We start from the raw sequence: 14,247 nt of genomic DNA, 5'->3' as shown, positions 1-14,247 counted from the left end.
GGACTCCGGAGGGATAGCTGCTGCGGTTTTGTTTAGGCTAACCTAACCAGCGGCGACCTTGCCAACCCCGCCCTCCGAAGGAGTTCCACGTGCCACTTCCCGCCCGCTCCCGCGCCTTGACCCGCCGCCGTCTGCTCGCCGCCTCCGGCGGGGTGGGGGCGGTCTCCGCGCTCGCCGCGTGCGGCCAGGGCGCTGACGGGGGCACCGGGGGCGGGACGGTCGACGCAGGGCCGTTCTCGTTCGTCGACGAGCGCGACCAGACCGCCGTCGAGTTCGAGTCCACGCCGGGCACGGTCGTGGCGTTCACGGGCCTGGCCGCGTCGCTGTACGACTACGGCGTCGAGGTCGCGGCGGTGTTCGGGCCGACCACGCTCCCGGACGGGACCCCGGACATCCAGGCCGGGCGGATGCCCGTGGAGGACTTGACGGTCCTGGGGAACGTGTGGGGCGAGTTCGACGTGGAGGCCTTCGCCGGGCTCGGCCCGGATCTCATCGTGTCGCACTACTACGAGGGCTTCGACCTGTGGTTCGTGCCCGAGGACCGCTTGGAGGAGGTCGAGTCGCTCACCCCGGGGATCGGGATCGAGGTCTCGCTGCCGACGATCGACTCGCTCATCGACACCCATGCGGCCCTTGCCGAAGAGCTCGGGGCCGACCTGGGGTCGGATTCGAACGCCGAGGCGAAGGAGCGGTACGAGGCGGCGGGGACGGCGGTCACCGACGCGTTCTTCACGCCCCAGGTCTCCACGGGCAGGCCGTACAAGGTCATGGCGGTCGGGGCCTGGGCCGACGGGCTGTACATCGCCAACCCGGCCACGTTCAACCTGCTGGCCAAGTGCGTCGAGCTCGGCGTCGACTTCGTGGTGCCGGAGAACCCTGACCAGAACGGGTACTGGGAGCTCCTGTCGTGGGAGAACGTCGACAAGTACGAGGCCGACGCGATCTTCGTGGACATGCGCACCGGCGGCATCCAGCCCGACCAGCTGGTCGCCGAGCAGCCGACCTGGGCGGCGCTCCCGGCGGTGCAGGCTGGGCAGGTGTACGGCTGGAACGCCGAGCCGGTCTACTCCCACGTGGGCGGCGCGATCGAGCTGGAGCGGATCGCCGAGGGCCTTGCGGCCGGGAGACCGCTGGCGTGAGTGGCTGACGCCACGTGAGGACCCCAGGTCAGCCGATCGAGATGTGCTTAGGCTAACCTAACTTCTGATCGTCGGGGCCAAGGCTTCGACGCTCGAACCCCTGCATGCTCCACCTCGGTACGACACAAGGAGAACCACATGGCTTTCGACGCCGACACCGCCAGGATCGGCCGCCGCGGCCTGCTCGCCGGAGGCGGCGCCCTCGGGATCACCGGCGCCCTCGCCGCCTGCGGCGGCACCGAGGAGGGCAGCGACTCCGGCACCGGCGAGACCGAGGCCTGGAAGTTCGAGGACGACCAGCCCGTCCAGATCGACATGGACCACACCCCCGCCAACATCGTGGCCTTCACCGGCATGGCCGCCGCGCTGTACGACTTCGGCATCGAGATCCCGGCCGCGTTCGGCCCCACCACGAACGAGGACGGCTCCCCCACCAGCCAGGCCGGGAACCTCCCGGTCGACCAGCTGAAGGTCTTCGGCAACGTCTACGGCGAGTTCGACGTCGAGGCCTACGCCGCGTGGGGTCCCGAGGCGCTCCTGACCCACTTCTACGGCGACCCGGCCACCCTCTGGTACGTGCCCGAGGAGAGCCACGAGGAGATCACCGGCCTCGTCGAGGTCGCGGCGCTCAACGTGGACGACGGCTCGAACACCCTCGACGACATCGTCAACCGCCACGCCGAACTCGCCGTCAGCCTCGGCGCCGACCTCGAATCGGAGACCAACGCCGCCAACAAGGAGCGCTACGACGCGGCCGTGCTGGCCCTCCAGGCCGCCGCCGAGGCCAACCCGATCAAGGTCCTCGCCTGCTCGGCCGCCGCCGAGACGTTCTTCGCGTCCAACCCGGCCACCGGCAACGACCTGCGGTTCTTCACCTCGCTAGGGGTCGACATCATCGTCCCGGACAACCTGGACGCGGCCACCGGCGACTACTTCGAGTACCTCTCGTGGGAGAACGCCGACAAGTACCAGGCCGACCTGCTGCTCCTGGACTCGCGCATCCAGGCCCTCCAGCCCGAGGGCCTCACCGAGTTCCCCACCTGGAACGCGCTCCCGGCCGTCGAGGCCGGGCAGATCGTGGGCTGGGAGGCCGAGCCGATGTACTCCTACGGCCTGGCCGCCGCCTCGATCGAGGCGCTGGCCGAGGCGATCGCGAACGCGAAGAAGCTGTTCTAGGACTTTCACCGAAGAGCGACAACTGAAGAATGCAAAGTGAGAAGGGGCGGGACTGTGCGGTCCCGCCCCTTCGTTCGCCGCTCTAGTTCAGGCGGAACGTCACGACTTCAGGGTCGTGGTCGGACACGCCGTAGGAGCCGTAGGCGGGCTCCTCGCCGAACCCGTACGCGTCCGCCGGGTAGTCCGAGTTGATGTGCGCCGAGGTCGCCGACTCCACCACCTTCAGCAGCCGCGGCGAGGCCCACAGCTGGTCGATCGTCTGGGCTTGGCCCGAGAACGTGTACGAGTACGCGGCCTCGGGGTGGTCCTCGACCATGAGGTCGTACAGGCTGGAGAGCCCCGAGTCCTCGTACAGGGCCGCGAGCTGGTCGGAGGGGCCGACCCAGTCCCCCGCGATCGGCTGGCCCTCGGCGAACGGGTCGTCAGGACGCGGGAACACGTTCAGGTCGCCGCCCGCGAGGACCTTGGCCTTCCAGTCGCGGTCGAGGATCGCGGCGCTGATCGCGGCCAGGTAGGTGGCCTGCTCGGTGCGGTGCAGCACGCGGGCGTTCGGGGTCGACGAGAAGTGGTTGTTGATCAGGTAGATCTCGTCCTTCTTCTTGCCGTGCTTGTCCTTGAGGTCGAACTTCGCGACCTGGGCGGGACGGCTGAACACGTCGAACCCGTTGCAGGCGTAGACGCCAGAGCTCGTGCACTGGTCGATCACCGTCTGCGGCAAGGCCGCGTTGAGGGCCTTGGGGTTCTGCACGTCGGCGTTGATCTCGTCGGCCTCGGTCGGGTAGTCGACGTCCGGGTCGGCGCCGAAGATCGGGTCGCGGTGCTTCACGCTGGAAAGCTCGGCGAGCTTGGGCTGGTACAGGAACCCGGTCATGATCCCGCGCGTGTCGGCCGCGTCCAGGTCCCCGGCGGCCTCGTAGGTCGGGCCGCCGTGCTCGGCGATGATCAGCGCCAGCTCCTGGAGCGAGTCGGGCGCGCCGTCGCTGCGCTCGTTGGCGTCGCCGGTGTTCACCAGGTCGCACACGAGACGGTCCTCGCCGAGGTCGGCGTGCTTCGACCACGCGGGATTGACCTCGCACACGTCCTGGGCCTCGCCCTCCTGGGTCATCAGGATCGCGGGACTGTGCAGGTCGTCCACGATCTGCGCGGCCTCGCGCTGCATCCGCGCCTCGTACTCCTCATAGGAGCCCGGCACGTAGTCGAACGGCGGGTTCACGTTCCCCTCGGGGTCCTCGGCGTCCACGCAGCCGGGGTTCCCTTCGAAGTCGCACCCGGAGTTCGGGTTGTCGCGCGTGTCGTAGAGGTTCTCGATGTTGTACGAGCCGATCGCGACCTCCTTCTTGCCCGCAGGCTGCACCGGCTGGTTCTCGGAGGGGTCGAGACCGCCTTCGAGCACCAGGTCCTCGGACACCTCGACGGCGTACTTCGCGAACGAGAGGTACACGCCGCCGGTCCCGGCTTCGGAGATCACGTCGAAGGTCTTGGCCGGGGCGATGATCGAGTCGAGTCGGTCCTCAGTGGCGCGGATGCCCAGGTCGCCGATGACGAACAGGTAGCCGTTGCCGTCGTCGAACGCGCCGGGGGCGGTGTCGAGGGGGTGCGCGTCGCGGAACGATCGGCCCGCGTAGCCCTCCTGGAGCGCCGCATCGGCGTCGCCGCGCATCGCCCAGACCTCGCCGCCCGAGGAGAACACGTCCCTCCCGGCGGTGACCACCGAGTCGGCGGGCACGGTCATCTGCATGCCGAGGTGGCGGCGGAAGTACTCCTTCGACGCGGTCGCGTCGTCCGGCGGGTCGACCTCGGCCGCAGCGACTTCGGCGAGCGGGTCGAGGCCGGTCGCGAGCACGTCGTACACGAACGTCGAACCGCCGCTGAACTGCACGTTCCCGAAGTAGTCGCCCACGGTGGCGCGAACGACGATCTCGTCGCCGACGTTGACCGTCCAGTTCGCGCCCAGCTCCTCCTGCGCGGGCGAGCCGTTCAGGGTGCGCACCGTCGTGAACTGGTTGTTGAAGACGAAGATCCCGTCCGAGGAGAGCGGGTCGCCGTCGGTGTCCCCGGCGCGCTCTTGGAGGAAGAAGCCGCGGTTGCCGGACGGGTCGAGGGTCTCCTGGGTCACCACGCCCTGGACGTAGACCGTCTGGCCCGCAAGGGGAGAGGAGAAGTCGGTGTCGCCGTCGGCGATCGAACCCTGCACGGCGCCGATGTGGACGAGGTCCACGTCCTCTTGGGCCTGCGAGGCGGACACGAAACCGGAAGCGCCGATGACGGCCGCGCTGGCGACCACCACGGCGAACCGGACTCTGGGGGACTGCACGGGGAAGGCTCCAATGCTCGGAAGATCGCCCGGTGATGGGGCGTCTTCACTCAACCGCACCGAGGAGGCGAAATCAACCCCTTGACATGAATTCCTCGTATCATCCCATGTCTCTTGGATGTCCGGTTCGTGAGCAAGGAGCGGCGGGGCCCTCGCGGGCCCCGCCCTCACGCTAGTGCCTGCCGCGGCCGGGGGTGTGGAAGTCGGGGACGGTCACGTCGCCGAAGTCCATGTCGGACCCGAGGTAGAAGCTCGGGTACTGCGGCATGTTGTAGGTGGTCTGCTGGTTCGCCACGCCCACCCGGTACTGCGGGTCGTGCATGAGCGTGAACAGCTTGTGGTCGGTGACCTCGGTGGAGAGGTACACGCGGATCGCGCTGGAGTCGGCGGTGCGCACCAGCAGCTCCTCGCGCCAGTCGCCGAGCACGTCGGCCACCAGGCCGGGGTTGCCCTTGGTCCAGTTGTTGGTGAGAGTCCCTTCGGCGGTCAGGAGCGTGCCCCGCTCGCGGTCGTCGATCGTGGGCGTCTGGAGCACGTCCGTGGCGGTGCCGTTGATCATCTGAGTCGTCAGGTCACCGGCCCAGCGGATGCTCGCGTTGGTGCCCGGCGTGGGGCCCTCGATCGGCTCGCCCGCGGCCGAGAACAGGCCCTCGGGTTCACCGGCCTCGTTGGGCGGCAGGGAGGCCCAGGCCTCCAGACCCGGAATGGACGGGTCCACGTCGCCGACCATGCCGCGCCCGGTGTCGCGGCCGGAGTAGCCGCCCCACAGGACCTCGCCGGTGGCCGCGTCGCGCATCGCGTAGCCGTACGGGGCCCACGTGCCGCCCTCGAAGACCGAGAAGATCTCCAGCCCTTCGTGATTCGGGTCCAGGTCGCCCAGGTGCAGGGCGTCGCCGTGGCCGAGCTTCGCGGTCGCACCCGGGTCGGCCGAGCCCTCGGGCAAGGTCGCGTAGGACGAGTACAGCAGCGAGCCGTCGTCGTCGAGCGTGGCCGCGCCGTAGACGATCTCCTGCCTGCCGTCGCCGTCCACGTCGGCCACGCTCAGCGAGTGGTTGCCCTGGGTCGTGAGGGTCCCCCACTCGGGGTCGGGGCCCTCGACGCCGTGCGGGCCGTCGTTGAACGGGTTCGACATCGGGGCGTGCCCGGAGTCGGCCTGCCAGCGCTCGGTGAGGTTCCTTCCGTCCCAGTCGATCGCGGTGATCGTGGTGCGGGTGTAGTAGCCGCGGGCGAAGATCGCACTGGGGTGCTCGCCGTCGAGGTAGGCCACGCCGGAGAGGAAGCGGTCGACGCGGTTGCCCGGTTCGATGCGGGACATCGCGTAGTCGCCCCACAAGAGGCCGTCGTCGCCGCGCTCGACCGGGAAGTCGATCGTCTGGAGTTCCTTGCCGGTCTTGCCTTCGAAGACGGTCAGGTACTCGGGGCCGTCGACGATGAAGCCCTCGAAGCTCCGCAGGCGGTTGTTGGCCGAGCGAGAGGGCGCGTAGACGTCGATGAAGTGGTCGGCGAGGGTCTCGGCGTCGTCTTGCGAGAGCGGGTAGTCGAAGTCGAACAGGTCCTCGGCGCCGAGGGCGGCCTCGATGGTGGCGGGCCAGTTCCCGGCCGCGACTTCGGGGTGGGAGTCCCAGCCTTGGAAGATGTCCACGAGGTGGTCGTAGTAGCCCTCGGCGGAGAGGCGGTAGTCGTCGGCGTGGGTGACGCCGGCGCGCTTGTCGTCCTTGGGCAGGGTGATGTGCTTGGTCTTGCCGCCCTTGGCGTACGAGGTGGTCTTGGTGCCGGGGGCGGTCTTGAGCATGACCTCGGCCTTGCCGTCGCCGTCGAAGTCGTAGACGTCGAACTGGGTGTAGTGGGCGCCGGCGCGGATGTTGACGCCGAGGTCGATGCGCCAGAGGAGGTCGCCCTCCTGGGTGTAGGCGTCGAGGTAGACCGGGCCGGTGTAGCCGACCTGGGAGACGTCCTTGGAGTTGGACGGGTCCCATTTGACGACGTACTCGTAGTCGCCGTCGCCGTCGAGGTCGCCGGGGCTGATGTCGTTGGCGGCGTAGGTGTAGGCCTCGCCTGCGGGGGTGACGCCGTCGGCCGGGCGCTGGAGCGGGATGTCGAGGTAGGCCTCGCTCCAGGGGGTCACGGTGGCGGAGACGTCGTCCTTGCCGCGCTTCTCGACCACGACCTTGTACTTGGAGCGCTCGTTACCGCTCTCATCTTGGAAGTTGGTCGAGTCGGTGACGGTGGCGATGCGCTTCCCGTCCCGGTAGACCTGGAACGTCGCGCCGGTCAGACCTGAATCGTTATAACCGGTCACCTCGTCGGCGAGCAGCCGCCAGCTCAGGAACACGCCGCCGTCCACGACGGCCGCGACCAGCCCGCGGTCGAGCCGTTCGAGCTGAATCGAGTCGTCACGACCATGATCACCATGCGCCTGCGCACCCACGGTGACCCCGGCCCCGGCGAGCACGCCGACCAGCGACACCGCGACGCTGCGGCGAAACAGATTTGGGGGTCTCATCAGAAAGGGGCTCCTCGAATCGGGGCCGGGCCTGCGCGAACATCGCTCCAGCCACACCCACGACTTGAATTGAAACGATTAAACGCATCGAAGAATATCGACATCCCCTCCCCCTGTCAAGATCCACCCACCCAGTGACCCCCACTACCCCCACCACCCCACCCCCAACCCCCAACCCGCCCTCCGGTACAGTTACCCCTCGTCCCGGTCGATTAGCTCAGCGGGAGAGCACTCGCTTCACACGCGAGGGGTCACTGGTTCGATCCCAGTATCGACCACCACACCTGTTCTAATCGAACCCTGGGCCCCCGAAGGGGGCTCAGGGTTCTTTTTGTACTCAGAAGTTTGTGAACGGCACGGCAGCGCACCGGCCTGCGCCAACCACTCTGTAAGCGGCTTGATGGTGCCGGCAGGGTCTTCGCTGGCCACGACTGGTTCGGCCTCTTCGATCTCCATGTAGAGCTTCTCGAAGCACACGAAATTCATGGTCTTGCGGAGGTCGTCCGTGGCAGCGCGATAGACAGCGCGCGGCCGGATGAGCAGATCGGCCAGGCGTTCGACACGCTCACGTGCAGTGTCGAGTTCAACGGTTCCGGCCTTGGTAAGTCGGTTCCTGAGCGCGGCGCCTTCACCTCTGATGGTGCGCTGTTTTTCGGTGAGCTTCTCGACCGGCCAGTCTCGATTGGTCAACAGCTCGATGAGCTGATCTTCAAGTGCGTCAAGGCGCTTGAGCTCGGCTTTGATGTGCTTGTTCGGCGGCGCGGTGGTGGTCAGTGAAAACCTCTTCGAGCAGGGCGGCGATCTCGCCTCGGGTGTCCCCTGAAATGGTGAGTGTCGCGTAGTGGGCTTCGACGGCCTGCTCGATGTCGTCGAGGCGGGCGCGGGGCAGGTCGCATTTCTGGGCCGGGTCCCGTTCGAGGAGCCCAGTGCAGCGGAAGTAGAAATACTTGCGGCCAGTGTGGCTGCGCGCGGGGTCCAGGACGAGCCTGCGGCCGCACCGGGCGCACCACAACAGGCCCTAGAGGTAACACGCCCAGGTACGCTCCCGGGTCCCGGCGCGGCGTTTTGCGAACACGTCTTGGACAGAGTCGAATATCTCGGGCTTGACGAGTGGTTCGTGTTCGCCAGGAAATTCCCCCCTTCCAGACGACGAGGCCGAGGTACGTGCAGTCGGTGAGGATGCGTTCGAGCAGGGCTTGGAAGACCGGCCTAGCGGCGATCGAGGTCGCGGAGTTGCCGGGTTCGACGTACTCACCGATGAGAAGGTAGCCGATGCGGTCAGCCATCGCTTTGCAGTGTTCGCGCTGCGTCTGGATCGAGCTGCCCTCGGGGTAGATGTCGGTCTCCATCTGCATGCGGGTGGAGACGCGCAGGTAGGCAAGGGCGAACCCGATCATCGGTGCGCCGGAGTCGGTGAACTGGGCGCTGGGGTCGAACTCGTAAGCGGAGAATCCGTATGCCCATGGGTCGCCGTCGAATGCCGGGATGGAGCGCCGGCGGGCGCGCTTGGCTGAGCTGCTGCGCCTATTCGCTGGTCGGGGTCTGGGTGTCTGGCTCACTGGGAGCCTCCTTCGATGCAGTGGTGTCGCTGCGGTGGTTGTTGAGGTGTTCGTCAAGAGCGATGAGCAAGTTCGCGAATGCGCGGGCGTCGAGGTTGGGGCGGGGTGCTCCGGTGACGATGATCCGGCGGCGGGGCTTCACCATCCCGGCCTCCCGTATCTGTCCGCAAGGGACGCGTACAAGCTCGCTGCCTGGAACGTATCCCCCGTCCAGGGCCTGATCAACCAGGCCGCGCGCGAGCCACCAAGGGCATCAGAGGTTCGGGAGTGCGGCCGTCTCACCTGGGCCTCCTAGCGACGATGATGTCCTCGAAGACGTTCAGGTGCGCGGGGAACCCGGCTCGGGCGAGGCGGCGGGCGTGCCCGTAGAGCCCGTACGGCGGGCTGGTGATGATGAGCGCGACGTCGCCGACCGCGCTCACTGGCAGCAGGTCGGGCAGGTCGCGGGCGTCGCCGCACAGTACGGACCCGGTTCCGACGGCACCTTGGGCTGTAGCCAGGTCGATGTTGTCGACGGCCATGTCCACCCACGGGGCTTCACAGTCGACGCCGATGGCGTCCCTGCCCAAATGCATCGCCTCGACGACGGTGGTGGCGATGCCGCACATGGGGTCGACGACGAGGTCACCAGGTCGGGAGTAAACGGCGACGGCGTGTGCGGCCAGCGCGGGCGGCATCTTCGCGGGGTGCTCCGTGGAAGCCTCTGTGTAGCGGCCTGAACGTTGGCTCCGTTGAGCTTGCTGCCCGGTGGCCCAGACCGATTCGAAGCGGCGCAGCGCGTTCATGCGGCACCTCCGGTGGCTCCGGTGTGGCAGAACAGGGCGAGATCGCGGTGGACGCGGGTGAGCGCCACCGGAAGCGCGAACTCGTCGGCGAGCGCTCCGGCATGGTCGGTAGCCCGCTGGTAGACCTCGGTGGCGGCGCAGACGATGTGCGCCTGGAACGTCAGGCGCGCGGTGGCCGAGTGAGGGAGGGAGGTCGGTCGCGTCGATAACCGTGAATCGGCCTTGGGGAGTGAGTGTGGAGACGACTGCGGTCCAGGCCGCTGGCTTTGCGGCCAGGTATTCGGGGGCGATCGTCAGCCGCGAGCGCCCGCGGTGGACTCCGAGGAGGTCGACCAGCGCCGTTCGGGGCGCATGCAGCAGCGTAAGCCGGGAGCGGTCCGCACGAGCAACCTCGCGGAGGTCGGTCGCGGCGGTATCGACAGCTCGACGGGAGGTGGCGATCCAGGTGACCAGGCGGCCCGTGTCAACGAGCGCGGTGACGTCGATGTCGGTGTCGATGATGGTGACGCGTTGAAACTCCGGAGGCGCTTATTAGAGAGAGCTATGAGGATGAGGTGCTGCCAGCACCACCGTACCCATATCAACTTGAGACCGCCCTGCGGAGGTGGCACTGCTATTTCCAGGGGATCGGGCATGCAATCGCTGCAGCTGGATACTCCTGGCTCAGATGCGGAGAACCGACAAGCGAATGGCTGATTGCTGTTCCCGTCAGATTGATCCGGCGCATCGGATGGGAGGAACGCGAGAACGGATTCATCGTGGTGCACCTTCCAATCGATAGTGATGGCAGATTCATGGCAGAGGACCACGACTTCGAGTTCGAGTCGGATGACCCTTGGATGCGGCCAGGCGGTCGTGTCATCGAACGCACTGATCCGTTGGTTCAGAATAGCGAGCCGGGGCTGCGGTCTCCGGCCGTAGCTTGATGCGCCGTTTTTCGTAAGAAACGCCAGAACCAGCTTGGCTGCTGCCCACCAACTGGACCGCGTGCGACCGGAGACGTCGCAACTCACTTGGGTTCCTCAGGCGATCGCCAGGGCGATCACCGAGACCAACAGACTCAAAACCCCTACCACTAGACTCAGAATCCCTGCTATGTGCGAGGCGGTCTCCAGCCGCGAACCACTTCGGCCCAACGGCGCTCGCGGCTGGAATCTGGTAGAAACCGGCTCCCGGCGCTCCACACTTCGCGACAACATTGCGACGAGGCCGATCCACGACACCAGCATTGACACGGCGCTCATTGCAATTCCCCAAGCTGTCTCAATGACGACTGCGGCGACGAGAGCTACGAATGCCGCGCTCACCAGGGCCACAACCGCGGCAATGGGGGACGCGCCGTAGCGCCGATCCAGGCCGCGCCGTCTCTGCCTAGTGTTCACCACGAGCGGCACACCGATGACGGTCGCTACGATCAGCATTGAGACGATCATGCTGATGAGATCCATCGTCTTGCCTCCCAAGCTCATACACGGCCTGCCGTCGGATCGCCAAGTACTTGCGACCTCCACTCGTGCATCATGATACGCAGCCCTGCTGCCGGGGCGCTGCAACGGAACGGTGAGCGCCCAAGCGCATGGGGGCACGCGACCGAGTCAAGCGCTCGAGAGCGGGAACCTGATGCAAAAGTCTCGTTCGGGTGAGGTCGTGTCTTCGTTGCCCTGGTTACGGATAGTGAGCGGCAGCGGGCTCGTGGATTCCTTGAGGTTGTGACGCCCCAAAGCATCAAAGAGCGACCGCTGCCGCGTTTCGAGCAAAGGACCGGCCTGGACACCGAGCAACTGCTGTTGTTGGAGCGGGAGGTCGAGGCGCGGATCGGGTCCTGGCACCCCGACACCGGGCGCCGCAAGGCCCTCGAGCTGTTCGACGCGATCGTGGTCTGCCTGATCTACCTGCGGCACAATACGATCCAGACCGCACTTGGCGAGCAGTCGCGGATCTCCCAGGCGACGGTCTCGCGCTATGTCGAGGTGCTGGAGCCGGTGGTCTCGACCTGCCTCGACCAGTTGACATTGGACCTGTGCGACCAGACAATCCGTTCCGGCCTGGTGGTCGACGGGTTCCTCATCCCCACCCGCGACCTCGCGGCCCCGGCGGGGCTGTTCTCCGGCAAGCATCTCCGGCCCGGGCTGAACGCGCAGGTCATCACCGATTTGCGCGGTCGGGTCATTGACGGCGGCCGGATCGTGGTCGGCTCGGTCCACGATGCGAAGGCCTTCAAGGAATCCGGGCTCGCGGAAGCCTATGAGATTCACACGACCGGGGATGGCCCGAGCCTGATCGGCGACCTCGGCTACCTCGGCGTCGTGCCGCTGACCCCGTACCGGAAGCCGGAGTATCGCGAGCTGACCGTCGCCGAGTTGCTGTTCAACCGGCAGGTCAACCGGCGCCGGTGGGTCGTGGAGCAGGGTATCGCGCACCTGCGCTCGTGGAAAGTGCTCTCGACCGGCTACCGCCGGCCGCTGCCGAAGGCCGACCGGACCCTACAGAACGTGATCAAGCTCCAGATGTACCGCCATCACTCAAAAGCGGCTTTTGCATGAGCTTCCAGGTCTCGCCTCGGGCTTCCACTTGGCGGTGATACTCGTCGTGGCGCTGCCTGTTGCTTTGAGTGCGGTGTCGTCGCGCCGGGGTGCACAGACAACGAGTTGGCCTGCGGCGATGAAGCGGCCTCGACCCGACCTGAAGTCCTCCGCGCTGTATCTTTCCTTCTTCGATGAATTCGACGATGCTGCCTCTATGTTCACGGCCTCCCACTGGTCCGGTATTTCGAGGCCGCCGCAGACGAGGCCAAATCGGAAGCCGCCCTCGATGAAGTACTCGCCCCGGGCCCCCAGGCTTGGTTGGAATTCGATCAGGCACTCCGGAGTTGGACCCGGTTCCGCTGCCACGGCACCGATCTTGCCCGAGATAGCGCGCCTGTCCCCGAGACGACGCTGGGCCTGGCACTGGCCATGGCCTCGGGAGACGGCTACCGGCACGCGGAGGTACTGCGGTATCCGAGCGTGACCGTTTATCCGCGGTTGTTCCCATTGGTGCTCATCCGCACGGTAGACCATGTCCCGCAAGTCCGGACGCTCGCCATTGAGGTGCTGCCTAGGCTCATCGCTGCAAGCGATCACGAAACGTTCGCAGCGATGCTCACCGTGGCCTGCCGTCTTCAGGATCGGATGCATGCAGATCCGATGCTCGAGCTGGTTCTCACCGTGCTTCGTGAGTCCGCGGATGACGACATTCTCGCGATTCTCGCGAGATTGGAGGGACGCTCCGTTCGATGGGCCGGGCAGGCGTTGATCGCAAAGCGGCGCTTGCAGGCGCCGCAGTTGGCAATGATCGCAATCGGGCGGTTCGACGACCGGCTGCAAGAGCGCTGTGCCGAGGAGCTCGCCGATCAGGCTGTGCCGCAAAGCGACCCCGACCTGTTGCGTCCACTACTTAAGGCTCGCTCAGCCCGTGTCAGAACGGTAGCCCTCACAGGGTTGATCAGACTCGGTCAGTTCGATGGAGTCGATGAGTTCTTGACCGATCGCAACGCGGCGGTCCGGGCCACCACCCAATGGGGTCTGCGCCGAGCAGGCATGGAGCCAGCTGCCCGCTACCGTGAGCTTCTTCAACCGCCGCCGCCATCGCCCAAGCCGGTCATCCAAGGCCTCGGTGAATGCGGCCAGAAGACCGACGTCGTTCTGGTCGTTCCGTTTCTCGACGACCCGCGGCCGCAGACCCGGGCGGCCGCTGTCAACGCGCTCAAACACCTTGGGGCCGAACTCGACCTATCAAGGTTCCTAATCGATCCTGCGCCATCGGTGACACGCGCCGTAGTCGCCTACCTCTCGGAACGGCGGACACTCCCACCCGTCGAGACCCTTCGCGAACTCGCTCGAGGCAACCAGCCCATCCACATCCGCAGGTCGGCGGTATCGCTGCTTCGCGAACATGGGGTCTGGCATCGCATCTGGGTCGGTCTGACCTTGTACGACGATCCCGACACGAACTTGTCCTTGGACGGCTTGTCGGGCCTGGGTTACTGGTGTCGCTACCAGGCCGCGTCAATCAATGCGCCGATCGACAACCAGCTCCGCAGCGAGCTCCAGGCACTCATCCGGTCGCGCTCGAACGTACTGTATTTCGACACCCGCCAGACGTTGCAATGGCTCATCGGCACCGCCCGACCAACAACCACGTATTGATCGTGTCGTCAGTGCCGCTCATGCCGACCGGATTCCGCGAGCCGCACAGACCAGACGCTAGACGCTACGAACACTGATGTCTAGCTGTGGGTTTGGGTTCACACATGCTTGCAGTACCTCCACCACTACCGGCCCCCTCAGGGACCCCGTGTGACCGCTTGTGACCGAATCTTCGGTCGCAAGCGGTCGTTTGCGTATGCGGCTTCGAGAGTTGGCGCTGTGTCGACACCTTGGCTCACAACGAATCCGACGCGTCGGTCTAGAGGTTCAGGTCGTGTTCGCGACTCCGGGGTTGAGCGCCGCCGCGAGGACGGCGATGGTCAGCATCGCCACTCCCAACGGCATCGAAAGCCTAGTCAAGTCCAGGTTGTAGAACACGTTGGCTTCCCAGGGGACGACGTTCGGGATGGTGAATACCGCGACCACGGCGAACGTCACGACCGTGCTGACGGCTAGGGGCCACAGCGTGCCGAGCAGGAGACTCAGCCCGATCACCAGGTACCAATCGGACCGGAACACCTCGGTGCTCAGGGCCGGGTGCAGCATCGAGCCGACGATCATGGGGCTGACCACGGCTACGGTCC

The 14,247-nt window shown here is 66.5% G+C and carries 11 protein-coding genes, 1 tRNA gene and 1 pseudogene; 5 read left to right on the top strand and 8 right to left on the bottom strand.

The features are described 5' to 3' along the window. Window positions 1-89 precede the first annotated feature (89 nt). Both AB0B28_RS00560 and AB0B28_RS00555 read left to right on the top strand, forming a co-directional pair. A complete protein-coding gene (locus AB0B28_RS00560; RefSeq protein ID WP_360114093.1) occupies window positions 90-1,139 on the top strand; it encodes an ABC transporter substrate-binding protein in 1,050 nt (349 codons plus the stop codon). A 138-nt stretch (window positions 1,140-1,277) separates the two neighbouring features. Then, complete coding sequence (locus tag AB0B28_RS00555; protein WP_360114090.1) at window positions 1,278-2,315, top strand: ABC transporter substrate-binding protein; 1,038 nt, start codon at window positions 1,278-1,280, stop codon at window positions 2,313-2,315. Between the two features lie 82 nt (window positions 2,316-2,397). On the opposite strand, the gene AB0B28_RS00550 is transcribed toward AB0B28_RS00555, so the two are convergent. Together AB0B28_RS00550 and AB0B28_RS00545 are read right to left on the bottom strand one after the other, a co-directional pair. Further along, window positions 2,398-4,629: a hypothetical protein gene (locus tag AB0B28_RS00550; protein ID WP_360114087.1), complete on the bottom strand. Its 2,232-nt coding sequence runs from the start codon at window positions 4,627-4,629 to the stop codon at window positions 2,398-2,400. Window positions 4,630-4,801: 172 nt separating this feature from the next. Beyond that, window positions 4,802-7,132: a rhamnogalacturonan lyase gene (locus AB0B28_RS00545; RefSeq protein ID WP_360114084.1), complete on the bottom strand. Its 2,331-nt coding sequence runs from the start codon at window positions 7,130-7,132 to the stop codon at window positions 4,802-4,804. A 206-nt stretch (window positions 7,133-7,338) separates the two neighbouring features. Here AB0B28_RS00545 and AB0B28_RS00540 point away from each other — a divergent pair. Then, window positions 7,339-7,413: transfer RNA gene (locus AB0B28_RS00540), tRNA-Val, on the top strand. A gap of 437 nt (window positions 7,414-7,850) precedes the next feature. Here the strand turns inward: AB0B28_RS00540 and AB0B28_RS00535 are convergent. The 5 genes and pseudogenes from AB0B28_RS00535 to AB0B28_RS00515 all read right to left on the bottom strand — a co-directional run bounded on the left by AB0B28_RS00535 (window position 7,851) and on the right by AB0B28_RS00515 (window position 10,924). Next, window positions 7,851-8,144, bottom strand: a complete 294-nt coding sequence (locus tag AB0B28_RS00535; protein ID WP_360114081.1) for a zinc ribbon domain-containing protein — start codon at window positions 8,142-8,144, stop codon at window positions 7,851-7,853. Between the two features lie 139 nt (window positions 8,145-8,283). Beyond that, window positions 8,284-8,529, bottom strand: a pseudogene (locus AB0B28_RS00530) (recombinase family protein); the annotation flags it as partial. Between the two features lie 127 nt (window positions 8,530-8,656). Further along, the gene (locus AB0B28_RS00525; RefSeq protein WP_360114078.1) at window positions 8,657-8,836 is read right to left on the bottom strand and encodes a hypothetical protein; all 180 of its coding nucleotides are present in this window, start codon (window positions 8,834-8,836) and stop codon (window positions 8,657-8,659) included. Between the two features lie 133 nt (window positions 8,837-8,969). Beyond that, window positions 8,970-9,476, bottom strand: coding sequence for a DNA methyltransferase (locus tag AB0B28_RS00520; protein ID WP_360114075.1), 507 nt, complete (start codon window positions 9,474-9,476; stop codon window positions 8,970-8,972). Window positions 9,477-10,498: 1,022 nt separating this feature from the next. Further along, the gene (locus AB0B28_RS00515; RefSeq protein ID WP_360114072.1) at window positions 10,499-10,924 is read right to left on the bottom strand and encodes a hypothetical protein; all 426 of its coding nucleotides are present in this window, start codon (window positions 10,922-10,924) and stop codon (window positions 10,499-10,501) included. Window positions 10,925-11,185: 261 nt separating this feature from the next. On the opposite strand from AB0B28_RS00515, the gene AB0B28_RS00510 reads away from it, so the two are divergent. Together AB0B28_RS00510 and AB0B28_RS00505 are read left to right on the top strand one after the other, a co-directional pair. Next, window positions 11,186-12,019: a transposase family protein gene (locus tag AB0B28_RS00510; RefSeq protein ID WP_360114069.1), complete on the top strand. Its 834-nt coding sequence runs from the start codon at window positions 11,186-11,188 to the stop codon at window positions 12,017-12,019. A 300-nt stretch (window positions 12,020-12,319) separates the two neighbouring features. Further along, on the top strand, window positions 12,320-13,663 hold the full coding sequence (locus AB0B28_RS00505; protein WP_360114066.1) for a HEAT repeat domain-containing protein: 1,344 nt from the start codon (window positions 12,320-12,322) through the stop codon (window positions 13,661-13,663). A gap of 267 nt (window positions 13,664-13,930) precedes the next feature. On the opposite strand, the gene AB0B28_RS00500 is transcribed toward AB0B28_RS00505, so the two are convergent. Beyond that, window positions 13,931-14,236, bottom strand: a complete 306-nt coding sequence (locus AB0B28_RS00500; RefSeq protein WP_360114063.1) for a hypothetical protein — start codon at window positions 14,234-14,236, stop codon at window positions 13,931-13,933. Window positions 14,237-14,247 lie beyond the last annotated feature (11 nt).

The sequence above is a fragment of the Glycomyces sp. NPDC046736 genome (assembly GCF_040645615.1).
Taxonomy (GTDB): Bacteria; Actinomycetota; Actinomycetes; order Mycobacteriales; family Micromonosporaceae; genus Glycomyces.
This window is presented reverse-complemented; position numbering and strand designations above follow the sequence as displayed.